Source organism: Rheinheimera faecalis (genome assembly GCF_021290965.1).
Classification (GTDB): Bacteria; Pseudomonadota; Gammaproteobacteria; order Enterobacterales; family Alteromonadaceae; genus Pararheinheimera; species Pararheinheimera faecalis.
In genome coordinates this window covers 44,123-67,280 of sequence record NZ_JAJOYT010000011.1, presented here as the reverse complement: position 1 = coordinate 67,280, position 23,158 = coordinate 44,123, and the positions used below count along the sequence as shown (strand labels likewise).

General features: G+C 46.5%; 26 protein-coding genes. 9 read left to right on the top strand and 17 right to left on the bottom strand.

Annotated features, from left to right (window positions below; translation table 11 throughout):
• Nucleotides 1–12 precede the first annotated feature (12 nt).
• Nucleotides 13–1,266, bottom strand: a complete 1,254-nt coding sequence (glyA, locus tag LSG34_RS16435; RefSeq protein WP_233010191.1) for a serine hydroxymethyltransferase — start codon at nt 1,264–1,266, stop codon at nt 13–15.
• 234 nt (nt 1,267–1,500) lie between these two features.
• Here glyA and dinB point away from each other — a divergent pair, with 234 nt between their 5' ends.
• The gene (gene dinB / locus LSG34_RS16430; protein ID WP_233010190.1) at nt 1,501–2,553 is read left to right on the top strand and encodes a DNA polymerase IV; all 1,053 of its coding nucleotides are present in this window, start codon (nt 1,501–1,503) and stop codon (nt 2,551–2,553) included.
• A gap of 117 nt (nt 2,554–2,670) precedes the next feature.
• Here the strand turns inward: dinB and LSG34_RS16425 are convergent, their stop codons facing one another.
• Both LSG34_RS16425 and LSG34_RS16420 read right to left on the bottom strand, forming a co-directional pair.
• Nucleotides 2,671–2,883 carry a cold-shock protein gene (locus tag LSG34_RS16425; RefSeq protein ID WP_008898286.1) on the bottom strand — a complete coding sequence of 71 codons (213 nt, stop codon included), beginning with the start codon at nt 2,881–2,883 and terminating at the stop codon, nt 2,671–2,673.
• Nucleotides 2,884–3,172: 289 nt separating this feature from the next.
• Nucleotides 3,173–4,489: a DEAD/DEAH box helicase gene (locus LSG34_RS16420; protein ID WP_233010189.1), complete on the bottom strand. Its 1,317-nt coding sequence runs from the start codon at nt 4,487–4,489 to the stop codon at nt 3,173–3,175.
• A 138-nt stretch (nt 4,490–4,627) separates the two neighbouring features.
• Here LSG34_RS16420 and LSG34_RS16415 point away from each other — a divergent pair, with 138 nt between their 5' ends.
• From LSG34_RS16415 to LSG34_RS16395, 5 genes are read left to right on the top strand one after another with little or no spacing between them, the layout of a single operon-like run.
• A complete protein-coding gene (locus LSG34_RS16415) occupies nt 4,628–5,170 on the top strand; it encodes a DUF2058 domain-containing protein (protein WP_233010188.1) in 543 nt (180 codons plus the stop codon).
• The gene (gene arfB, locus LSG34_RS16410; protein ID WP_233010187.1) at nt 5,164–5,592 is read left to right on the top strand and encodes an alternative ribosome rescue aminoacyl-tRNA hydrolase ArfB; all 429 of its coding nucleotides are present in this window, start codon (nt 5,164–5,166) and stop codon (nt 5,590–5,592) included. Before LSG34_RS16415 ends, arfB begins: the two co-directional genes overlap by 7 nt.
• A 30-nt stretch (nt 5,593–5,622) precedes the next feature.
• Entirely contained in the window at nt 5,623–6,483 is an 861-nt protein-coding gene (locus tag LSG34_RS16405) for a TraB/GumN family protein (RefSeq protein WP_233010186.1), read from the top strand.
• Nucleotides 6,480–6,998 carry a GNAT family N-acetyltransferase gene (locus LSG34_RS16400; RefSeq protein WP_233010185.1) on the top strand — a complete coding sequence of 173 codons (519 nt, stop codon included), beginning with the start codon at nt 6,480–6,482 and terminating at the stop codon, nt 6,996–6,998. Before LSG34_RS16405 ends, LSG34_RS16400 begins: the two co-directional genes overlap by 4 nt.
• Nucleotides 6,982–7,437, top strand: a complete 456-nt coding sequence (locus LSG34_RS16395) for a YaiI/YqxD family protein (RefSeq protein WP_233010184.1) — start codon at nt 6,982–6,984, stop codon at nt 7,435–7,437. Before LSG34_RS16400 ends, LSG34_RS16395 begins: the two co-directional genes overlap by 17 nt.
• Nucleotides 7,438–7,446: 9 nt before the next feature.
• On the opposite strand, the gene LSG34_RS16390 is transcribed toward LSG34_RS16395, so the two are convergent.
• Nucleotides 7,447–8,187: a class I SAM-dependent methyltransferase gene (locus LSG34_RS16390; RefSeq protein ID WP_233010183.1), complete on the bottom strand. Its 741-nt coding sequence runs from the start codon at nt 8,185–8,187 to the stop codon at nt 7,447–7,449.
• A 45-nt stretch (nt 8,188–8,232) separates the two neighbouring features.
• On the opposite strand from LSG34_RS16390, the gene gloB reads away from it, so the two are divergent.
• The 3 genes from gloB (at nt 8,233) to LSG34_RS16375 (ending at nt 11,154) form a co-directional block, all read left to right on the top strand.
• On the top strand, nt 8,233–8,988 hold the full coding sequence (gene gloB / locus LSG34_RS16385) for a hydroxyacylglutathione hydrolase (RefSeq protein WP_233010182.1): 756 nt from the start codon (nt 8,233–8,235) through the stop codon (nt 8,986–8,988).
• 67 nt (nt 8,989–9,055) lie between these two features.
• Entirely contained in the window at nt 9,056–10,630 is a 1,575-nt protein-coding gene (locus LSG34_RS16380) for a lytic transglycosylase (RefSeq protein WP_233010181.1), read from the top strand.
• Nucleotides 10,631–10,665: 35 nt separating this feature from the next.
• Nucleotides 10,666–11,154: a hypothetical protein gene (locus tag LSG34_RS16375; protein WP_233010180.1), complete on the top strand. Its 489-nt coding sequence runs from the start codon at nt 10,666–10,668 to the stop codon at nt 11,152–11,154.
• Between the two features lie 17 nt (nt 11,155–11,171).
• Here LSG34_RS16375 and LSG34_RS16370 read toward each other — a convergent pair whose 3' ends face one another.
• The 13 genes from LSG34_RS16370 to pspB all read right to left on the bottom strand — a co-directional run bounded on the left by LSG34_RS16370 (nt 11,172) and on the right by pspB (nt 23,147).
• Nucleotides 11,172–11,375, bottom strand: a complete 204-nt coding sequence (locus LSG34_RS16370; RefSeq protein ID WP_233010179.1) for a hypothetical protein — start codon at nt 11,373–11,375, stop codon at nt 11,172–11,174.
• Between the two features lie 61 nt (nt 11,376–11,436).
• Entirely contained in the window at nt 11,437–12,075 is a 639-nt protein-coding gene (gene maiA, locus LSG34_RS16365; protein WP_233010178.1) for a maleylacetoacetate isomerase, read from the bottom strand.
• An 84-nt stretch (nt 12,076–12,159) separates the two neighbouring features.
• Complete coding sequence (locus LSG34_RS16360) at nt 12,160–13,176, bottom strand: fumarylacetoacetate hydrolase family protein (RefSeq protein ID WP_233010177.1); 1,017 nt, start codon at nt 13,174–13,176, stop codon at nt 12,160–12,162.
• Nucleotides 13,177–13,185: 9 nt separating this feature from the next.
• Nucleotides 13,186–14,328 carry a homogentisate 1,2-dioxygenase gene (locus tag LSG34_RS16355; protein WP_233010176.1) on the bottom strand — a complete coding sequence of 381 codons (1,143 nt, stop codon included), beginning with the start codon at nt 14,326–14,328 and terminating at the stop codon, nt 13,186–13,188.
• 2 nt (nt 14,329–14,330) lie between these two features.
• The gene (gene hppD, locus LSG34_RS16350; RefSeq protein ID WP_233010175.1) at nt 14,331–15,395 is read right to left on the bottom strand and encodes a 4-hydroxyphenylpyruvate dioxygenase; all 1,065 of its coding nucleotides are present in this window, start codon (nt 15,393–15,395) and stop codon (nt 14,331–14,333) included.
• Nucleotides 15,396–15,613: 218 nt separating this feature from the next.
• Entirely contained in the window at nt 15,614–17,176 is a 1,563-nt protein-coding gene (gene tyrR, locus LSG34_RS16345; protein ID WP_233010174.1) for a transcriptional regulator TyrR, read from the bottom strand.
• A 208-nt stretch (nt 17,177–17,384) separates the two neighbouring features.
• The gene (locus LSG34_RS16340) at nt 17,385–17,726 is read right to left on the bottom strand and encodes a 4a-hydroxytetrahydrobiopterin dehydratase (RefSeq protein ID WP_008898269.1); all 342 of its coding nucleotides are present in this window, start codon (nt 17,724–17,726) and stop codon (nt 17,385–17,387) included.
• A gap of 27 nt (nt 17,727–17,753) precedes the next feature.
• A complete protein-coding gene (phhA, locus tag LSG34_RS16335; protein ID WP_233010173.1) occupies nt 17,754–18,554 on the bottom strand; it encodes a phenylalanine 4-monooxygenase in 801 nt (266 codons plus the stop codon).
• A 151-nt stretch (nt 18,555–18,705) separates the two neighbouring features.
• Entirely contained in the window at nt 18,706–19,908 is a 1,203-nt protein-coding gene (gene megL, locus LSG34_RS16330) for a methionine gamma-lyase (protein ID WP_233010172.1), read from the bottom strand.
• Between the two features lie 152 nt (nt 19,909–20,060).
• Nucleotides 20,061–21,074: a TIGR01620 family protein gene (locus LSG34_RS16325; protein WP_233010171.1), complete on the bottom strand. Its 1,014-nt coding sequence runs from the start codon at nt 21,072–21,074 to the stop codon at nt 20,061–20,063.
• Complete coding sequence (locus LSG34_RS16320; RefSeq protein ID WP_233010170.1) at nt 21,071–22,450, bottom strand: YcjX family GTP-binding protein; 1,380 nt, start codon at nt 22,448–22,450, stop codon at nt 21,071–21,073. Before LSG34_RS16320 ends, LSG34_RS16325 begins: the two co-directional genes overlap by 4 nt.
• Before the next feature lie 57 nt (nt 22,451–22,507).
• Nucleotides 22,508–22,918, bottom strand: coding sequence for an envelope stress response membrane protein PspC (pspC, locus tag LSG34_RS16315; RefSeq protein WP_233010169.1), 411 nt, complete (start codon nt 22,916–22,918; stop codon nt 22,508–22,510).
• A complete protein-coding gene (gene pspB / locus LSG34_RS16310; protein WP_233010168.1) occupies nt 22,911–23,147 on the bottom strand; it encodes an envelope stress response membrane protein PspB in 237 nt (78 codons plus the stop codon). The genes pspC and pspB overlap by 8 nt, the downstream gene beginning before the upstream one ends.
• Nucleotides 23,148–23,158: the final 11 nt, after the last annotated feature.

The window sequence follows — 23,158 nt, the reverse complement described above, 5'->3', positions numbered from 1 at the left end:
CATAGCTGACAATCAGGCATAAACTGGTAAACGGCCACAGACTTCAGACACCTGGGCACGTACTTTATCAATGACGCCAGCGTCACCGCGGCTGTCCAGCACGTCACAAATCAGGCTTGCAACCAAACGGGCTTCAGCTTCCTTGAAACCACGACGGGTGATAGCAGGAGTACCGATACGTAAACCGCTGGTGACAAATGGAGAACGTGGGTCATTTGGCACTGAGTTTTTATTCACAGTGATATGAGCCAGACCTAACCAGGCGTCAGCTTCTTTACCCGTGATGTTTTTGTCGATCAAATCCATCAGGAATAAGTGGTTTTGGGTGCCACCGGATACAATTTTGTAGCCACGTTTGATCATTTCATCACACATAGCCACAGCGTTTTTCAGCACTTGTTGCTGATAGACTTTAAATTCCGGCTCTAAAGCCTCTTTGAAAGCCACAGCTTTAGCCGCAATAACATGCATCAAAGGACCACCCTGGCCACCAGGGAAAACCGCAGAGTTGAATTTCTTTTCAAGCTCTTCGTTTTTACGGGCCAGAATTAAACCGCCACGAGGACCGGCTAAAGTTTTGTGAGTAGTAGTTGTCACCACATCAGCAATTGGCACCGGGTTTGGATACAAACCAGCAGCCACTAAACCTGCAACGTGAGCCATATCCACCATCAGGTAGGCGCCCACTTTATCGGCGATTTCACGGAATTTCTGCCAGTCGATAATGCCTGAATAGGCTGAGAAACCTGCGATGATCAGTTTAGGTTTGTGTTCTAAAGCTAAAGCTTCAGCCTGAGCATAATCAATGACACCAGTTTCAGGGTGCAGGCCGTATTGCACAGAGTTGTACAATTTACCTGAAGAGCTGACGGTAGCACCGTGAGTCAAGTGACCACCGTGCGCCAGACTCATACCTAAAATAGTATCGCCTGCGTTTAATAAAGCTAAAAATACTGCAGAGTTAGCCTGCGAGCCTGAGTGCGGTTGCACGTTTGCGTAATCTGCGCCAAACAATTCTTTCGCACGGGCGATAGCCAAATCTTCAGCCACGTCCACGTACTCACAACCACCGTAATAACGTTTATGCGGGTAACCTTCAGCATATTTGTTAGTTAACTGAGAACCCTGAGCCTGCAACACACGTGGGCTGGCATAGTTTTCAGAAGCGATCAGCTCAATGTGATCTTCCTGACGTTGGGTTTCGTTGGTAATGGATTGCCATAATTCCGGATCAAAATCGGCAATGTTCATTTCGCGCTTTAACATGCTTGCTCCCAGGTGGCCAAAAGGGCCAGGCTATTTACAAAAAAACTGCGCGCATTCTACATGGAATCCGCCAAAGATGCAGCTATTAAGTAGCCATCTAAACTTCTAAAACCAGCTTTCAGCCGGGTGGTCGGCGGAGTAATAGTGTTAACTGTAAATAAAACCAGTATCTGACTTTACAAAAAGCCAAAACTGGTCAATTATACAACTGTATAAACCAACAGTGCTTTGTAAATGAAAAAAATCATTCATATCGACATGGACTGTTTTTTCGCTGCGGTAGAAATGCGGGACAGGCCTGATTGGCGTAACATTCCTTTAGCTATAGGCGGCAGTCGCAGCGAACGTGGTGTGATCAGCACCTGTAACTACCCTGCCCGTGTGTATGGTGTGCGTTCTGCCATGCCTACAGGTCAGGCGTTAAAGCTCTGCCCTCATTTGTTGTTATTACCCGGCAATATGGAAAAATACAAAGAAGCCAGCTTACAAATTCAGGCTATTTTTCATCGATATACCGACAAAGTAGAGCCTTTATCCTTGGATGAAGCCTACCTAGATGTCAGCGACAGCACCTTGTTCTCTGGCAGCGCGACCCGCATTGCCGAAGAAATTCGTCGGGTGATTTTTGCCGAAACAGGTTTAACAGCATCTGCCGGTGTAGCACCGAATAAATTTCTCGCCAAAATTGCCAGTGATGAAAATAAACCTGATGGCTTATTTGTATTGCCGCCTGAAAAAGTCAGCGACTTCGTCAAATTTCTGCCTTTGCAGAAAATCCCAGGTGTTGGTAAAAAAACTGCTGAGCGACTGGCAACCTTAGGTTTTTATAAATGCGTCGATATACAAAATGCACCTTTGCATACGCTGGTAAAACACTTCGGCAGTTTTGCTGAAACCTTGATAGAACGTAGTTTTGGCCGTGATGGCCGTGATGTACAAAACGATTATCCACGTAAATCTGTCGCTGTTGAACACACCTACACTGAAGATTTACCGGATCTGGATGCAGGACAACAAAGTTTATCTGAGCTGTTACCTAAACTGCGGCGCCGTATTGAACGCTGTGAAGCTAGTGCTCATATTCAGAAAATAGGCATTAAACTGAAATTTGCCGATTTTCAGCAAACCACAGTAGAAAAACAACAACCCGAATTGGATATGGCCAGTTTAAAACAATTGCTGGAGCAAGCCTGGCACAGAGGCCAAGGTAAAAAAGTGCGGCTGGTGGGTATTCATGTTGGATTAAAAGCGCAGGAAGCTCAGGCTCAGCTGTCATTAGAGCTTTGATATCAAGGCAAAGGAAATCTTTAATTAACTATTTAAAACAGTCAGTTACAGAACAGAGCCTCTGAATTTCAGGCATAAAAAAAGCCAACTTAAAGTTGGCTCTTTTTCAGAAAACTATTAACCGGTAACAGTTACGTTCTCAGCCTGAGGACCTTTTTGGCCTTCAGTAACTTCGAAAGTTACGCGTTGACCTTCAACTAAAGTTCTGCGGCCTGTGCCATTGATAGCGCGGAAATGTACGAATACGTCTTTGCCGCCTTCACGCTCGATGAAACCAAAACCTTTATCTTCGTTGAACCACTTAACGGTACCGGAAATTAATTGTGACATAACATTCTCTTACTTTAACTAAATTTGCCAATTGTTTGGCGACTTAAATATTACCGGCCGTGTTCGAGCTAGTACATATTACGACCCCATTATCAGTGAACCTGACAAAGTGGTCAATAGCTATTACTGATCCGACAGAAAAATAGTTTTTCTGGTTTTGGCCGTTCCAGTTACTCTAAATAATTCTTCAGCCAAAACAATTGCTTGCAATAAAAACTGTCGAACAAATCTACAAAGTAACGACTTGAGTGTAGCACTATTTTCCGAATAAAAAACATACTACTGTAAATTATTTGATCTTTTTCTTCACTGGCGTCATGCCATCATCGCCCGCCTGATAAAAATTAGGTTTTGGCGCGACCTTTACTTTAGTTGTTGTATCCGTTGATTTTGCTTTGGCTTTTCTCACCACAGGCTTAGTTTTCTTCACGGCTTTCACCGGAGCATGCAAATCCACACCTTTAAATTTTGCCGGTAAAGACTCCACTTTCTCCATAGGCAAAGGACGGCGTAAGAAGCTTTCTATCGCACAAAAAGCAACCCAGTCTTTTGGACCCACTAAAGAAATCGCAATACCTTTAGCGCCAGCTCTGCCGGTACGACCTATACGGTGCACATACTCTTCAGCATGTTTAGGCAAATCAAAGTTCACCACATGGCTGACCTGCAATAAATCCAAACCGCGGGATGCGACATCTGTCGTCACCAGCACCTGATGTTTATTGGCGGAAAAGCCCTGCATCACAGCATTGCGCTGCCCCTGAGTTAACTTGCCACTTAAACCTACAGCCGGATAACCTAGAGAGTCACACAGTTTTGCCAGACGATCGGTATCTTCGCGGGTCGCGGTAAAAATAATCAGCTGACTGATTTGTTCCTGCTTTAACAAATAAGCCAATAAAGCCTCTTTGTGGGACAAATGATCAGCAAAATAACAACGCTGTTCTATATCTTCGTGTTGCTGATAAGAAGCGCCCACTGAGACTCTGTGTGGCGATTTTAACAACGACATCGCCAGTTCATTCACTTCCGCGTGATCTAAAGTGGCTGAGAACATCAATGTTTGGCGCAGGCGGTGATCCGCAGCTCTATTGATTTCATTCAGCTGAGGCATAAAGCCTAAATCCAGCATCCGATCTGCTTCATCTAAAATCAGCATTTCCAGACCCTGAATAAAAAATGTTTTGTGCTGTAGGTGATCAATAAAACGACCCGGCGTTGCCACTATGATAGTCGGCTGACGTTTCAGGATTTTTTCCTGCTCGTTAAAGTTCTCACCGCCCACTATTAAAGCGCTGGTTAACGGCGTATTGGCGACAAACAAACGTAATTTGCCATAGACCTGATGAGCAAGCTCACGGGTCGGTACCAGAATCAAAGCACGGGCATCTTGTTTGGATAAAGGTCTGCTGCGTAATAAGCGCTGCATCATCGGCAGCAAATAAGCCAGAGTTTTTCCTGAACCGGTTTGCGAAGAAACCATTAAGTCTTTGCCTGTCATAGCGGCAGGCACAGCCTCCTGCTGAATTGGCGTTGGTTTCGCAAAGCCAAGATGCTGGATAGAACGGACTAAACGAGGGTCTAACGCAAGATCGTGAAATAACAAGATAAGGTCCCGGACAAATTCAATAAAAGTGCCTTATCATAACGCATTTTTAGCATGGGCAGTTAGTCTGCCCTTCTGCTCTTTGCAGTTCAGCTTTAACATGAAACAATAGCACTATCTGATCGACAGGACATTTTTATGAGTAAATCACTGCAGGAACAATTACTCAAAGCCGGACTAGGCAATGAGAAAAAGCTAAAAGCTATCAAAAAAGAAAAGCATAAAGAGCGGGTGCAAGCCGGAAAAAATGGCTCAGTCGTCAATGAAGCCTCAGTGCTCGCCGAACAAAGCCGTCAGCAACAACTGCAACGCGACCAGGAATTAAACCGTCAGCGTAAAGCCGAGCTGGATAAAAAAGCTTTAGCCGCTCAGGTCAAGCAACTGATTGAGCTCAATACCATTACTCATAAAGGTGAAACCGCCTTTAACTTCACCGACGGTAGTGTGGTAAAGCGTTTATACGTCAGCAACCGTATCCATGCTGAATTAACCAAAGGTCAGGCGGCGATTGCCAAGCTTGCAGAGCAGTATCATGTGATCCCAGTGAAAGTGGCGGAAAAAATTCAGCAACGTCTGGCTGAAGCCATCATAGTGCTGCATAACACAGGTCAAAGTGCCGAAGTGCAGGCGGAAGATGATCCGTATGCTGCTTATCAAATTCCGGATGATTTGATGTGGTAACTTTAGTTCAGGTCAAACCCGGCCTTGAGCTTGATCTGGATGAGCTGGAGTTCAGCTTTATCCGTGCTCAGGGCAGTGGTGGCCAGCATGTCAATAAAGTATCTACTGCGGTGCAGCTGCGTTTTGATATAGAGCGCAGCAGTTTGCCGGATGAATTTAAACAAAAACTGTTGCAGTATCCGGACGACAGGATCAGCAAAAGTGGTGTTATTGTCATTAAAGCCCAGGCCCACCGCAGCCAGGATATGAATAAAGAGGATGCAGTCGCAAAATTGATGCAACTGTTGCAATCAGCCAGTTTTGAAGCGAAAAAAAGACGCGCCACAAAGCCCACTTTTGGTGCCCGCATGGACAGACTAAAAGAGAAGACTCAGCACAAAGAACGCAAAAAACTGCGCGGCAAAGTCGGCTCTTTTGATTAATCAGATCTATTACTCCAGAGGTTTTAAGCAGTGATCCGTATTTTTAGTCTTCTAACTTTATTCCTGCTAAGCAGTTCTGTGCTCGCCGATGGCGTATGGAAAGTCAGCAAAGGTAAACAACATTTTTATTTGGCAGGCTCCATTCATATGCTTGGCGCTGAAGATTACCCTTTGCCAGCAGAATACCTGAATGCGTTAAAGCAAAGTGACGTCCTGCTGCTGGAAACAGATTTAGAACAGTTATCAAGCCCTGCCGGCATACAGCAGATGCTCGCTTTAAACTCCTACCCTTCTGGCGAAAATTTGCTACAACAACTTTCAGCACCGCTGGCTAAACAGCTGGCTGAATACTGCAGAGCACATCATATTCCCCTTGAACAAATCACCCGGTTCAGACCTGCCTTTGCCGCTGTGATGCTGACCACAACTCAACTTCAGGCTCAAGGCGCAACAGCTCCCGGAGTAGACGCCTACTTGCAAGAGGAAGCGAAAAAAGCCGGAAAAAAAGTGGCGGGTCTTGAAACTATGCAGCAGCATCTGGCCGTGCTGACCGAACTGAATAATAGCGGTGCTGAAACTTTGATTAAGAGCACCATGGAAGACCTGACTGACAGCAGTGAAGATTTTGATGCGATGCGAAAAGCATGGCGTAGCGGCGACCTGAAACAACTTGAGACTTTGTATCTGGATGATTTAAAAAACTATCCGGCGATTTACCAGACCTTGATTGTGAAAAGAAACAAGTCCTGGGTGAAGCAGTTGATCAGCGCTGAACACAAAAAAACTGCTTTTGTCGTCGTTGGCGCTTTGCATCTGGCCGGAGATGACGGATTAATCCAGCAGTTAAAACAACAGGGCTATCAGTTAACTTTGGTTCAAGGCCATTTATGAAACATGCTCCTTATCAGTTAAGTCCTGTTACACCAGAGCAATCGGCTTACCTGCACAACTGGTTTGATTCACAGCAAGACCTGGATCAATGGGGCGGCGATGGCTTTTATTTTCCTATTCGTGCTTTGCAGTTTTTGCAGCAACTGTATTTACCAGGGACTCAGAGTTATTGGTTGTATCAACACAGACAACGTGTTGCCTTTGGTCAACTTTGTGATCGCTTTGACTGTAATCATCTGGCCCGTTTACTTGTGCATCCTGAAAGTAGAGGTCAAGGCCATAGTAAAACGCTGATTAAAGGTCTGATAGCGCAGGGCCTGCAACAACATCCGCAACGGGATTTTTCGTTGTTTGTTTATCGCAAAAATCTTATTGCAGTGCAGTGTTATCAGCAGTTGGGTTTTATTGACGCTGAGCAGCCTGGTGAGTCGGATCCGCTGCTGTACTTTATGAAACTGAATAACAAACAAGCCAGACAACTATTAAAGGATCATCAGGATGCCAATCTGGGTTGATGCAGATTCCTGCCCCAAAGTATTAAAAGAGATGTTGTTTAAGGCTGCAGAACGAAAAAAAGTGCCTTTGTATCTGGTCGCCAATCATAGCTTACAAATTCCTCGCAGCCCTTATATCAGAGCTGTGCAGGTAGAACATGGTTTTGATGTAGCAGACCGCTATATTGAAGAACGTATAGCTTCTGGTGATTTACTGATCAGCAACGATATTCCGCTGGCCGCCGCTGTGGTTGCCAAAGGAGCACTTTGCATTACCAGCAAAGGCCGTTTGCTGACACCGGACAATATCAGTGACCGACTAACGATGCGCAATTTGCAGGAAGAGCTGCGCAGCAGCGGTGTGCAGCTATCTGGGCCTGCACCTTTGGGTCAGCAGGACAAACAACAGTTCGCGAATCAGCTGGACCAGTGGCTGCAAAAACAGGTAAAAGCCGGGTAAAGAGGACGGTTAATCGTGATAGAGCCCTTGCCGCGCGCTAATGCCTTTGACTGACGTCTGAAAGGCCGGAGCACGTTGCCACTTAGGCCGGATTGGCGTCAAAGGCAATACTCTCTTGCGGGCAACCAGCAAATACGAAGCACCAAAATACCCCAGATAAGTTTCACACCATTTTTGCCAACGACTATCAGGTTTATGTTTACCAAGCAAACTAGACCAGAAAAAACGTTGTTCATACATCACTTCAAAGCCCAACAAATGCAGCCAGTCTTTGACACGGGACGGTGTAAAAAACCGGCCTGCCCATGGCAATTGCTGTTTCACACCGGGCCAGAGTTTAATTAAACCTGCGCTGCTTAGCGGGTTGTAGCCACTTAACAACAAATAGCCATCCGGCATCAATACCCGGTGGGCTTCACGCACTATGTGGTGCGGGTCCGGATAAAACTCCAGACAATGTGACAACAAGACCGCATCAATGGAGTGTTCGAAAAATGGCAAGGCATCAGGGTCCGCCACTACAGAGGCCTGATCGGATTGTTCACTTAAGTTGATTTGATGTTTGATGTTGCAAGCCGACGTATCCAAGGCGCAACTTAAACTACCCACTTTCAGTAAATGATAACCGAAGATTTTTGGCCACCACTGACTTAGTTGCTGTTCTATCGCTTTGGCCATCAGCTCGCCTTGTGGCAATTGCTGCCACTGTCGGGGTATTGTCGTACTGTGGTAACTTAAAGCAGGTTTCATCCGGTACACTACGCCTTATCAGAACATCAGCCATGGGTATTATTTATGTCAGACATCACCGCCATTGCGGCTTTTAAGGATAACTACATTTGGTGCCTGCGCCAAGCAAAGTTGGCCTTGATTGTTGATCCGGGTGACGCTACTGCAGTGCTACAGCATTTACAACTGCACCAGTTGCAATTAGCCGTGATCCTGATCACCCATCACCATCCGGATCATACGGGTGGCATTAAAGAGCTAAAACAACTTTGGCCAGATGCAGTGGTGTATGCCCCTGTCTTAGAGCAAGACAAAATCCCTTATGCGGACGTCTGGTTAGAGGACAAGGATCAGATTGAACTGGCTGATTTCAATTTAAGCTTTCAGGTGATGCAACTTCCTGGTCATACTCTGGGTCATATAGCCTACTATTCAGCGCCCGTTCTGTTTTGTGGTGATACTTTATTTAACGCAGGTTGTGGTCGTTTGTTTGAAGGTACAGCAGCGCAGATGTGGCAGAGTTTGTCACGCATTATGACGTTGCCGGATCAAACGTTAATCTACGCCACACATGAATATACCCTGGCCAATCTCGAGTTTGCCCGCTGGGCGGATCCGGACAATATAGAATTGGCCAACTACCAACACTGGTGTCAACAGCAAAGGGAACTGCAGCAACCTACTCTGCCCACTCCTCTTGCCGTGCAGCGGCAAATAAACCCTTTTTTAAGGGCTGAAGATGTCGGTTTGCAACACCGCTGGCAACAACACAATGCTGTGGATCTATTCACCGCATTACGATCCGCCAAAGATCGATTTTGATCACTAACCTTGCTTTTGAAGGCTGAGCAGGTAACATAAGGCGGATTTTTGATTTTGGAAAAAGCGAATGCTGAAAAAATTATCTGTCGCGGTAGCGGCTGCACTACTGGCCAGTTGTGCCGTTCCAACCTCACAGCATAAAGCAGCAGACTCTGCTGATGACTACCAGACATCGGCCTCGGATAGCCCCATTAAAGATAAAGCGGCCACAGCTCAGCAGGTTGCCAATGCCTTACTGAAACATAACTCCCCGTTGCAACCGGACGCCAAGTTAGCCCAGTACGAGAATTTATGGCAACGTATCGCTGACCAAATGACGTTAACTGTGCCGGACAATGACGATATAGAAAGCCAAAAGCGCTTTTTTATCCGTAACCAAAAGCTGTTAAAAATAGCTTCAGATAATGCAGAACCCTTTTTGTACCATATAGTGACAGAGCTGGAACGGCGCAATATGCCGCTTGAGCTGGCCTTACTGCCTATAGTCGAAAGCACCTACAACCCTAAGGCAGGTTCATTTTCTGGTGTGCTCGGTATTTGGCAATTCAGTGCAGGCACAGGCCGTAACTTTGGCTTAAAACAAAACGCCTGGTATGACGGTCGTCGTGATGTAATTGAATCCAGCCGCGCAGCTCTGGATTATCTGCAGTACCTTTACAGCAATGTTGATCAGGATTGGCTCAGTGCAGTCGCGGCTTTTAACGCAGGGGAAGGCCGGGTTTTTAAAGCGATAGAGCGCAATAGATACAGAGGAAAACCAACAGATTTCTGGTCGTTGAATCTGCCAAAACAAAATACAAGCTATATTCCAAAATTACTGGCGTTGGCCGAGCTTCTGAAAAATAGCGAAAAATACGCTATTCCTATGCCCGTTCTTGCGAACCAGCCCCAAACTAAAGTGATCCAAATCAACAGAGGCTTGGATTTAAATAAAGCAGCAGATCTGTTAAATATCAGTGTGGCGGAAATCAGACGTCTGAACCCAGGTTTTAAAAGTACCACTGTACCAAGTGCCAGTTATCAGTTAGTGGTGCCTTTTGACAGCGCCGAAGACATAGGCCAACAGTTGGCCGCTTTGCCTAAAGTAAAAGTAGCTCCTGTTGCTTCAACTGGTCGTTATAAGGTCAAATCCGGTGATAGCTTAAGTAAGATTGCGGCACAACATAAAACCTCAGTCAAAGCCATACAACAAGCCAACCAGTTAAGTAATAGCCAGTTAAAAATAGGCCAGCAGCTTATTATCCCAGGCCTTGCGCAGTCTGCAGAAGCTCCGGCAGTGACAGGATCAGGCAAAAAAACTACCTCATCCGGAGCCCAGACTTACACAGTTAAAAGTGGCGATAGTGTATGGGAGATAAGCCAGAAACTTAAGGTAAGCAGTGAACAGCTGAAGAAATGGAACAAACTGAACGCAAAAACCCAGTTAAAGCCGGGTCAGACACTGACTTACTACAAAACGTCAGAGCCCAAATCAAGCTCTGGCGGAAAAAGTATGACCTATAAAGTGAAGGCTGGTGACTCACTGGCCAGCATTGCCCAGCGATTTAAAGTAAAAGTTGCTGATATTGTTAAATGGAATAATATTAAAGCAAATAAGTACTTACAGCCAGGACAGGAACTCACCTTGTATCTGGCGAGCTGACAGGCTGAAGTCGCAAATGGGGTTTGAGGTGTTGTATGGTTAAAACGAGCCTGATGTTGCTCTTTTTGCTATGGGTTCCAAGCACATGGGCCTATTTTACTGTGCCCGGACAGGGCCAGCTTATGCTGCTCGACGGGAGCAAACAAAGTCTGCAATTTGGTTTTTCCTTTACACAAAAAAACGGCACTGAAGTGTTTCAGGCAGGTATTCAGGAAGTCGAAGTCGCCGAATTACCTGACAAATACACTTTAGCTTTAGTGCTGCATCAGGACGAACAAATTTGGGTAACAGATTGGATCAATAAACCCTTGCAAGGTTTTGAGTGGTCCCTCGGGAAACACAGTTTTAAATTGCGTAAAAACACCGACCCAAAATACAAAGACAAAGCCCGGGGTGGTTATGTGTTGATGTTTGATGATACGCCCTATTTTTTCCACAAAAATATGGCGCAAATCAAATTTCATTTTACCAAAGAGGGTGTCAGTGAAGTTCGCATTGAAGGTATGTTTACACCAGGACGTTAACTGTTAACTCACTGATACTAATCTTCTTTTTGCAGCTGTAAGCGCGGAATTATCCCCCACAACAGACAAAGCGTCGGCGCCAGCCAATGAAACCACCAATGCCACTCCATGGTTCGGCCTTGCGTCAGTAAGTAAAAACTAGTCAGCACCTGAGTGAGTAACCCCAAAGTTCCCACATAAAAAAGTACAGCATTGACAGGTTTTTTTGGCAGTTTCAACATAAGTCCGACTCTCACTACGGCAAGTCGCGCCAGAGTAGCAAAAACACCAGGCTGATGCGACTTAAACCGCGTCAGCCTGCTGTTCAGGCGCAGCTTTTTGAAACGCACCCAGTTCGTTGCAGCGCTGATAAATAGCGCTGATCAACGGATACTCTGTCATATCCAGTTGAAAACGTAAGGCGTTATAGACTTGTGGCACTAAACACAGATCGGCCACTGTCACTGCATCGCCAAAGCAATAACGCCCTGCCGTTAACTGCAACCTTTTTTCCAGCGCATTAAAACCTGTTGCCAGCCAGTGTTTAATCCACTGCATTTTTTGCGCTTCGGACAACGCCAGAGGCCCGGTCAGATACTGCAGCACCCGCAAGTTGTTTAAAGGATGAATATCGCAGGCGATATCCAACGCAAAAGCCATCACATTAGCCTTCAATGCTGGATCTGCAGGGTATAAAGGTGCTTGCGGGTAACTGTCTTCCAGGTACTGAATAATGGCCAGAGATTGGTTCAGACTAAGCTCACCGTCCTCAAGAGTAGGCACCAGCTCTGATGGATTTAACGACTGATAAGCTGCACTGTGCTGCTCTCCGCCATTATTGACCAGATGCACAGGACAGTGTTCTACCTGTAACCCTTTTAGATTCAATGCAATACGCACTCTGTAGGCAGCGCTGGAGCGCCAATAACCATGTAATTTCATTGCTTCATTTTCCTGTAACGCAGATACAAAAAAGCCAGTCGGCCCTTTTAAGGTCAAACGACTGGCCTTTTTAATCTAACTAAATTAAGCGCCGTATTTCACGACTTTTTGGTTTATGGCACCAAAGATAGATTGGCCAGCTTTATCCAGCATTTCAATTCGAATGCTATCACCAAACTTCATAAAGGAGGTTTTAGGTGCGCCATCACGTATGGTTTCAATCATACGGATTTCGGCGATACAGCTGTAGCCTAAACCGCCTTCATCAATGGATGTGCCGTAGTCAGTGCCTTGTTTATTCGACACTGTGCCAGAACCTATCACAGCACCAGCACCTAAATTACGGGTTTTAGCCGCATGAGCCACCAACTGACCAAAATCAAAGGTCATATCGACACCGGCATTAGGTTTGCCAAACAGCTTACCGTTTAAATGCGACACTAAAGGCAAATGCAGTTTCGCATCCTGCCAGTCACTGCCTAATTCATCTGGCGTCACAGCCACAGGGCTGAAAGCAGACGCAGGTTTGGATTGAAAGAAACCAAAGCCCTTCGCCAGTTCATTTGGAATTAACCCCCGCAAGGATACGTCGTTCACCAGCATCACCAGACGGATCTTATGCCGGGCTTCTTCAGCGCTGATCGCCATTGGCACGTCATCAGTGATCACTGCGACTTCACCTTCAAAGTCGATGCCGTAGTCTTCGCTGACTACCTCAATCTGATCGCGTGGACCAATAAAATCATCCGAACCGCCCTGATACATTAAAGGATCAGTCCAGAAGCTTGGTGGCATTTCTGAGTTACGGGCACGGCGCACCAGCTCAACATGATTGACATAAGCGCTGCCATCCGCCCATTGATAAGCGCGAGGCAAAGGCGATTCGCACTGCGCCTGATCAAAGGCTTGTTCGCCTTGCACAGAGCCACTGTTCAGCGCCTGATAAACTTCAGACAGCTGCGGAGCAGCAACAGACCAGTGATCCAAGGCTTGTTGCATAGTGGCAGCAATATGCGACACAGCTACACAACGGGATAAATCACGGCTGACGACCACTAACTGGCCATCACGCTGGCCGTTTTTCAAACTTGCTAACTTCATTTTTAATCCTTACAGAGCGGCCGGTTTGATTTTCCAGCTATTCACATAGTCCGGGTTTTCAGTGGCTAAAGCCGCGTCGCCCACATAAAGCGCATCGCGGGTATCCAGCATCACAGCCACTTCGTCGGTAAATTTCTTTTTGTACTCACGACCTGCTGCAAAGGCTTTAGGATGAGGACCATGAGTAAAACCTGCTGGGTGAAAAGTCACCATGCCACGTTCAATATTGTCGCGGCTAAAGAAATCACCGGCATGGTAAAACAACACTTCGTCGTAATCATCATTGTTATGGTAAAACGGCACTTTTAATGCGCCCGGATCGCTCTCAATGGGGCGAGGTACAAAAGTACAAACCACAAAACGCTGAGCGACAAAGGTAGTATGAGCTGACGGCGGTAAGTGATACCTGTGGCTCATTAAAGGCCGGATATCACGCCAGTTAATCCGCATCACCGCCAAATCACCGTGCCAGCCAATCGCATCCAGTGGATTGTATGGGTAAGTGATTTGAGACACCTGATCGTGACGTTTCACCTGCACCTTGCTCTGCTGCTCGCTGTACTGAGCTTTGAAAGCCTCATCTATTTTTGGTGTGTCGATCATCGCTGCGTCAAAAATGGCGTGATTGCCGACCAGACCTTTTTCCGGTAACTGGAAAGAATCGTTGGTCGCTTCAATCATCAACAAAAACAGCGGCTCTGTGACCTCTAAACGCCACATAGTGGAACGTGGGATCACCACATAATCACCATCGCGTAAGGTTAAATGACCATAGTCACAATAAAGCTCTGCAGCACCTTCGTGCACAAACAACAACTCGTCACCGTCGGCATTACGCACCAGATAATCCATTGACTCTGTTAAACGCCAGGTGCGCATTTTTACGTGCGCATTGTGCAATAAAGTCGGCACTTGCCATGGCGACACGTTTTGATTGCCGGCTATGTCGTTAAAGTTATACAAACGTGGTTTTAACGGCCCTTCCCAGTCACTCCAGCCTGTTGGGGCATGGGTGTGATGGAAATGGGTCGCTGGACCAAAAAAGCCACTGCGGCCCACTTCACGCTCATAAATGGCTCTGTCTGGAAAATCAGCATGAGCCTGACGGGAAACTTCGCCTTCTTTTAGCGGAAAAGACGCCCATTTACGCATAATTAAATAACTCCGCGACGGATTTGATCTTCTTCAATGGATTCGAATAAAGCTTTGAAGTTACCTTCACCAAAACCTTCATTGCCTTTACGCTGAATGATTTCAAAGAATACAGGGCCAATCACAGTTTGGGTGAAGATCTGCAATAAAATACCGTCTTTCATTGGTGCACCGTCGATCAGAATACGTAACGCTTTCAACTGGTCTAGATCTTCAGTGTGACCTTCAACCCGGGCATTAACACGCTCGTAGTAAGTATCTGGGGTTGGCATAAAGTCCATGCCACGCTGACGCAGAGTGCGGACTGTTTCGTAGATATCGTCTGTGGTCAGAGCAATATGCTGGATGCCTTCACCTTTGTATTCACGGATAAATTCTTCGATCTGAGATTTATCATCCGAAGACTCGTTAATTGGAATACGGATTTTGCCACAAGGAGCTGTCATTGCTTTAGATACCAGGCCTGTCAGCTTGCCTTCGATATCAAAATAACGGATTTCACGGAAGTTACCGATACGCTCATAAAAACCAGCCCACAGTGCCATATTGCCGCGACGGACGTTGTGCGTCAGGTGATCGATGACTTCTAAACCGACCTGATTTTTCGCCATTTCGGCCTGCCAGTTATCATGGAATTTGAAATCAACGTCGTAAACAGAATTCTGACCATAACGGTCGACAAAATACAGCAGGCTGCTACCAATGCCATAGACAGCAGGGATATTTAGCTCCATAGGGCCCACCTGATTCTGATAGGCTTTAGCGCCATTAGCGACGGCATGTTTTAAGGCTTCAGCAGCATCTTTGACACGGAACGCCATAGCACAGACGCTTGGACCATGTTCGGCAGCAAATTGTTCGGCCTGAGAATTTGGCTGACCGTTCACAATAAAATTCACGTCACCTTGTTTGTATAACCAGGCCTCTTTAGAGCGGTGTTTGGCCACTTCAGTAAAACCTAACGATTTAAACAGTTGCTTCAGGTCTGCAATGCCCTGCGCTGTGGCGGCAGTGTATTCAACAAATTCAAAACCATCGGTGCCCAAAGGGTTAATAGGGTCAAACATAAGAGTGTCTCCAGACAAAAATAAGGCAAGTTTGTGCTTATCTTGCGCTTGCCGGAAAAAAATGGAAGAGAGGGTCAACGGATGGCTGAATGGCGATAAAAGCTCGATTTTGTACAGATTAACTGACAAAAACGCATCTTTGCTTAAATAAGAACCAAAAAGGCCCTAAAACCAGCTTTAGAGCCTTCCATTTGTAGAGCAAATCACACAAAGCGTATCTAAATTTTTACGCTCTTGCGGTTAATGCCATATTCACGCAGTTTATTGGCCACAGCTGTGTGACTTAAACCAAGTTTTTTCGCTAATTGGCGCGAACTTGGATAAGCCGGATAGAGTTTTCGAAGTAAATCCGCTTCAAAATTTCGCACCGCTTCGTCTAAAGTGCCATCAAAGTCTTTTTCCAGATAACCAAAGTCACTGGTATAACTTGGCAACTGCATATGCTCTTTATCCAGTTCATAACCTTCGAGCAAAGTCACAGCGCGGTACAAGGCATTTTCTAACTGGCGCACATTGCCAGGCCAGGGGTAATGTTGCAGAAAATGCGCGCAGGAGTCGGTCATTTTCGGAGCTTTGCGGCCTAAACGGGCAGCAAAACGGGCAATGAAAAACTCAGCCAAAGGCACAACATCCTGTTTACGCTCACGCAGTGGCGGCAGGTTGAGTGTCAGCACATTTAGACGGTAGAACAAGTCTTCACGGAATTTGCCTTCCTGCACCATGGTGGGTAAGTCTTTTTGCGTGGTGCAAATCACCCGCACGTCGACTTTCACTTCGTTTTCATCGCCGACACGACGGAAACTGCCATCCTGCAAAAAGCGGATCAGCTTAGTTTGCAGCTCACGCGACATCTCGCCGACTTCATCAAGGAAGACAGTGCCTTTATTGGCTTGTTCAAAAATACCTTTTTTCGCTTCACTGGCACCAGGGAATGCATTGGGGCCATGACCAAAGAGTTCAGACTCTGCCACTAAATCCGGCATGGCAGCGACGTTTACCGCTAAAAATGGTTTGCCTGTTCTGCTGCTCGCAGCATGACAAGCGCGGGCCAGTACTTCTTTGCCCGTGCCGGTTTCGCCCATAATCAAAATAGGAGCATCCAGCTGAGCCATTTTCTTGGCTTCACGCACCACTTTGCGCATTAAATTGCTGTGGGCATGTAAGTTATTAAAACTTTCCTGATCGCCTTTTTTAAACACCACCATCTGCTCGCCCAAACGGCTTTCAGATTTCAGGTTCAGTACAGCGCCAGCCAGAATATCTTTGCCTGAATCATCAGGCACTACTACAGGCAATAAATCGGCGATAAATCGTTTGTTCTGAATTTCTACCCGGCGGGTTTGGGCCAGTACATCATCACTTTCCAGCCAGCGGCTTAAATTAAAACCTTTGACCATGGCAGTCAGTGACTGACCTTCAATAGCGCTGCGCTCCATAGACAAGGCTTCAAGCGCTGCTTCATTAATAATGGTGACATTCGCACGGGTATCTACGGCAATAATGCCATCAGGCAAAGTGCGTAATAAGGTGCTCAGTTCGTTGTGTTCACGCTCGGATGGCATAAAAGCAGTGGTCTTGACGTCATCAACGCCAGGAATACGGCGGATTTTTGCCATCAGCTCCTGAAATTTTTCAAACTCGACTGTTGGGAAGGATACAAAAATCCGGCCCAGGGTCGGATCCACTTCGATACCACGTAAATCCAGCTGATAACTGACCAGGATATTTAACACTTCCTGAGTAATACCCAGTCGGTCCTGGCAATGAATTTCTAACCTCATGATACTAAACCACCTCAAGCTTGTGCTTAGATTTAATCATACGGTAAAGAGGCTCGGGCAGACCAGTATTATTTGTAAAGAAATATGCACAACCCCTTGGGACTCTGTGCGGAGCATGGGCAGTCACGACTGGCGGGATCAAATTGTTGGGCCTGAGTGTTGCTGGCAAGACGGGATGGGACAAGCCCATCCCCTACAACCGCAGATATTAAGAAACTAACAAAGCGTCAGTTTTAGCAGCGCAGATAAAATCGTTTTTATGCAGGCCTTTAATCGAATGCGACCACCAGGTCACTGTCAGCTTGCCCCATTCCAGCAACAAGGCTGGGTGGTGGCCTTCATCTTCAGCCAACTGCGCCACTTTCTGATGAAAAGCCCATGCCAGCTTAAAGTTCTTAAATTTGAACTCACGCTCCAGTTGTAAAATGCCATCGCGGGCCACTGGGGTCCAGTCCGGGATCTGGTGCATCAGTTGGGCTAATTCTTCATCCGATACCTTAGGTGCATCAGCACGGCAGGCTTCACATTTCGCTTGTTTTAATTCAGACATTAGAGTGTTCTCTGTTATAGGCAAGGCTTAGCCTGCCTTTTTTTCTTTAGGCGGAAATTTAGGAGCATGTAAACCCAGAGATCGGGCTTGTTGTACCATAGCCATCAAATCCAATTGGGATACATCAAATAAATCGTTAATCGAATTAATCATAAAATACACCGGCTGCATAATATCGATACGGTAAGGCGTACGCAGCACATCCACAACATCAAAGGCTTTACGCTCTGGCACGTCAGAGCTGATGGCGTATTGAGTTTCACCAGGTGAGGACAAAATACCGCCGCCATAAATCCGCAAACCATCTTTACTGTTTAACAAACCAAATTCGATGGTGAACCAGTACAAACGCGCCAGGTATACACGGTCTTCCTTGCTGGCCGCTAAGCCCAGTTTGCCGTAAGTGTGGGTAAATTCAGCAAAAGCCGGATGGGTCAGCATGGCGCAGTGACCAAATATTTCGTGGAACACATCAGGTTCCTGCAGGTAATCAAACTCTTCTCTGCTCCGGATAAAAGTCGCGACCGGAAACTCTTTATTGGCTAATAACTGGAAAAAGCGGTCAAAACTAATGAGGGCTGGCACTTCCGTGACTTTCCAGCCTGTAGCAGGCTCCAATACTGCATTAATTTCGGCCAGCTGCGGAATACGATCCAATGGCAAATTAAGCTTTTTCAGTCCATCCAGATATTCATCACAGGCTTTACCTTCAATGCAGGACAACTGACGCTGCATTAACTCAGACCAGATTTTATTTTCGTCGGCCGACCAATGAATAAAGCCATCTTCATCCGACTGGTGCGATACGTATTTACTTGATTTGCTCATAGAACCCTGTTGTTTCGATCTTATAGTGGTTTTATCAACCTTTTAGTTGCGGCCGATACTAGAGGATTGGACAACAGCTGTTAACCCATGGTCGAGTTGACGTGAACGTCAACTCTGTTATTTTTGTAAAGCTATGGTTACAACAAAACTCTTAGCCCTGCTGACGTTGCTGCATCAGGGTCAGCGCCTGTGCCAGGTCCGCAATAATATCTTCAACATGCTCAAGCCCTACAGAAATGCGAATTAAGCCATCACTGATACCAGCCATCTGCCGCTCTTCGGCACTGTAAGGACTATGAGTCATAGAAGCAGGATGTTGAATAAGCGACTCTGCATCGCCAAGGCTGACCGCCAGACTGAATAAGGTACATTGATTAATAAAATAACGACCATCATCCAGACTGCCGTTCAGCTCAAAGGCCAATACCCCACCGGCCGCTTTCATTTGTTTGCCGATAAATTTGTAACCCGGATGAGACTTTAACCCCGGGTAATAGACCTGGCCTATGGCCGGATGAGTTTCAAGGAATTCCGCTACTTTTTGCGCATTCTGACAATGTCGCTCCATCCGCACCGACAAGGTTTTTAAACCACGGATAATCAGCCAGGCATCATGGGGGCTGATGGTTGCGCCCATATCTTTTAAGGTAGTCAGTTTAATCTGAGTAATGCGCTCAGTGCTGCCGACAATAATACCTGCGACCACATCACCATGGCCGTTCAGGTACTTGGTCGCGCTATGCAAAATAAGGTCTATGCCGTAATCAGCCGGCTTTTGCAGTAAAGGGGTCAGGAAGGTGTTGTCGATCACCGAAACCAGCTGATGCTGTTTGGCAAACTGGCCAATAAAATCTAAATCCAGCACAGTCAAAGTCGGATTAATCGGGGTTTCTGCAAAAATCATTTTGGTATTAGGTTTAAGCGCTTGTTTGATGGCGTTGTGATCTGTCATATCAACAAAACTAACGTCTATACCGTAGCGGGCAAACTGATGATTAAAAAGTGCAAAGCTACAGCCATAAATGGCTTTGCTGGCAATCAGATGATCGCCTTGCTGTAAAAAGGCCATAGTGGCAGCAGCCACAGCGCCCATGCCAGTAGCTGTCGCAGCGGCATCTTCCATGCCTTCCAAAGCTGCAACTTTCAGTTCCAGCTCACGTGTGGTTGGATTACCTAAACGAGTGTAGATATAACCTGGCTCTTCACCGGCAAAACGGGCTGCGCCTTGTTCGGCACTATCAAATACAAAAGTGGAGGTTTGGTACAAAGGCGTGGCTAAAGCGCCATGTGGGTTTAACCCGGTTTTTCCTGCATGGATACATACCGTATCAGGATGACTGTACTGCTTGCTCATAGGACACCTGTCGCTGGATTTTTATGACATAACTTGTTATGCGTTTTTTTATTTTATCTAAACAAAAGGTTATATCAGCGACAAGGCATATAGACATCTGACGGTCTGAAGCAGCACCGTCAGTTTGAGTAGAAACGACAAGAGATGTAGCGTTAAGTTGACAAAGGAGCTGCCTTACCGAGCAAACGCCGCACTAAGGCTTTACTTAAATCCAGCAAACTTAACTTCTGACTTTTCGCCAATGGCAAAGGACGTAGCAATTGCTGTGCAGCTAAACCTAAACGAGCCACCAGCATACCGGCAATTAAGCCCTGCCCTGCCCGCATCGATAATTTGCTGGTCAGTTCAGCCCCCAGTACATCTGAACCCAGATCCAACGCCAGCTCCGAACTGCCTGCCCATAACAAAGCAGCAAATAAGTGTTTAATCAGGATCAAACTGCGCAATTGGCCCAATGAAGCACCATAACTTTCAGCCATCTGACGCAACAATTTACTGGTGCGCCACATGACCAGCAGCATATCAGCCAAGGCAAAAGGACTGACGGCAACGGCCATAGCGGCGTCGGCCGAGGCCTGATGAATTTGCTGACGCACTTTTGCATCGGCTTTGCTCAGCACTTTGAGTTCAAATAAATCCAGCAGTTCCTGATCGCTATGTTCTGCTTGTTTTTGTGCTTTCCAGTCCGCCACATCCTGTTGTGTTGATTCAGGCAGAACTGCAGCAATATCCAGACAGAGCTGTTGTGCCTCACCGTACTGAATACTGGCATGAATACGTTGATGGGCCTGCTGCCAGGTGCGGGTTTTGGCTAAACGTCGCCACAAGCGCCATTCGCGCAAAACCAGCAGGCTGCCTAAAGTTAATAAAGCGGCACAAAATAAGGCTTCCAGCACAGTACTGATACCAGGCGCTATAAAAGCCTGCTGGATAGTAGTCACGGCGCTGTACAAGGCAACAGACACTAACAGCACAACACTACTGATCCCAGCCCACATTAGCGCCGACACAGGCTTGCGTTTTGGTGGTTCTGGCTCGAGGTGTGGTTCAACCATAAAATCTGCCTGCTCAAACTGCACAGCCTTTGCCATAGGCAGTTCTGAAACCGCATCAGAGCCAATAAAATCGGCCTCTTTAAAGCTTTTGGCTTGTTTTAAATCTGTCATGTCAGTTTATCTCCTAACAGGTACTCCAGCAGATGATCCAGACGGATATGTTGCAGCACTTGCTGTTTAGGCCATGGCAAAGGCGCCAGGGACTGAAATTCAAAATGATGTTCGGTAAATAGCTGATGATCCGGCCAGTAGCGTGGCACATCACCCGGATAATACGTCAGAGCCTCTCCTGTTTGTGCACTAAGGCCGCGTAAACAAGGTTGCTGCTGACCATTTTGTTTCACAAAACCTGCTTCACTGGCTTTAATAGCGGCTATCGCCATGACTTCGTACGGACAAAGCTGAAACTTCACACTCTGTAAATGCTGCAACAAGAGCTGCTGCAATAACAAAGTCAGCGCCTGATGCTGGTCCGGTGTGACATGATCGGCTTTACTGACAGCAAATAACACCTTACTGATCCGTGGTTTAAAAATACGCCGCAGCCAGTGTTCAGGGCCATAATCAAAACTTTGTAAAATCAGCAACAAACTTTGCTTCAGCTCTAAAAGCGCTGACTCACCTGCATTCAGTGCGCCCAAAATATCAACCAACACCACCTGACGGTCTAAACCTGAAAAGTACTGGCGATAAAAAGGCTCAATCACTTTGCTTTGGTAACTGACAAAATGCTTTTGCATCAAGTCCACCAAAGCGCCACCTTGTGCCAATTGTTCTGGCAACAAAGGCAATAGCTGCAATAAAGGTGTACCTTCAAATTCACCAGGCACCAATAACCGGCCTGGCTGATTTAAATAAGCGCCTGCCACTTCACGGAATTGCTGCAATAAGCTGCTGTATTCAGTGCATAGCTCTTGCACAGAAAGCACTGAAGCATCATTTAAATCAATGGCCTCTAGCCGCTTTCTAAACTCTTCTGAGGTGGCAGCCCTATGGGATTGGGTAAACAGCAACCAGCTTTGTTCACACCACTGCTGATAACTTTGTTGCAGCATAGGCAAATCAAGCAACCACTCACCCGGATAATCCACCAGCACCAATTCGGTTTCCTGATAATCCTGAAAACGGGCACGTAGGCTAGATTCAGGTTGATAACGCAATGCTAAGGTCAACTGACTCCAGCCGACAGTAGACGGAGGCCAGCAGGCAGGTTGCTGTTGCAGGTAGCTTAAGTTTTTTTCAAAACCAAAACGTGGCAGCTGTGGCAACTGATTATCATCAATGCGGGCGCCTAACCAGCGGTTTTGCATCACAGAAAAAAAAGGTAAATGAGAAGAGTGACTTTGTGTCAGCTGGTGCACTATCGCAGTCAAGAGCGCAGTTTTTCCTGCGCCGCTTAAGCCTGTCACGCCCAGTCTGAGCTGACGGTGAAAGGCCCGCTGTGTCAGTTGTTCTGAGTGCCAGCGCGCCTTTTTTAACCAATCCATGCAGTGATCCTAGTTGGCGTCTTATCGACAGGTTGGCAAACGTATTCCCTACTTTAACTATAACTTGCTGATTTCTCTGTTCAGTTGAAACTTGGCTGAGGTGACATGAGTTTCCATGTCGCGCAACCGCAGTTCCAGACTATTAAACTGATTGACCAGGTGGTGTAAGGCCGACTTTGGCACTTCCCCCCGTTGCCATACACGGGTTTTTACTTCCACAGGGCGCTCATCGTAAGAAGGTTCAGTCAGGCCTTTTTTCGCTTCATGCACTGATTTCTTTTCCAGAATAAACCAGGCTGCTACGTACAAAACAGGCAACAAACCACCTAAACCTAACAACACCGAAGTGACTACAATCAACCGCACTAACCACACTTCCCAGCCAAAGTAGTCTGCAATACCTGCACAGACCCCGGCCAGTTTGCCGTTGCGGTCATCCCGCAACAGCTCTTTGCGTATTTTAGTCATGTTTCTCCCTCCACTTCGGCGACTCTGCATCTAAAATCGCTTCCAGCGTTTTGATACGGTCAGCCATTTTTTCGGCACGATGGGACAACTCATTTAGTTGAGCCAGTTCACTGTCCCCCAAACCTTCACCAATTTTGTTTTTGCTTCTGTAGTGCATAAACACCCACAGCGGCGCCACAAAAATCATGAACAGGATAAAAGGTACACCAATAATTTCATGAAGTGTCATTGCCAGCTCCT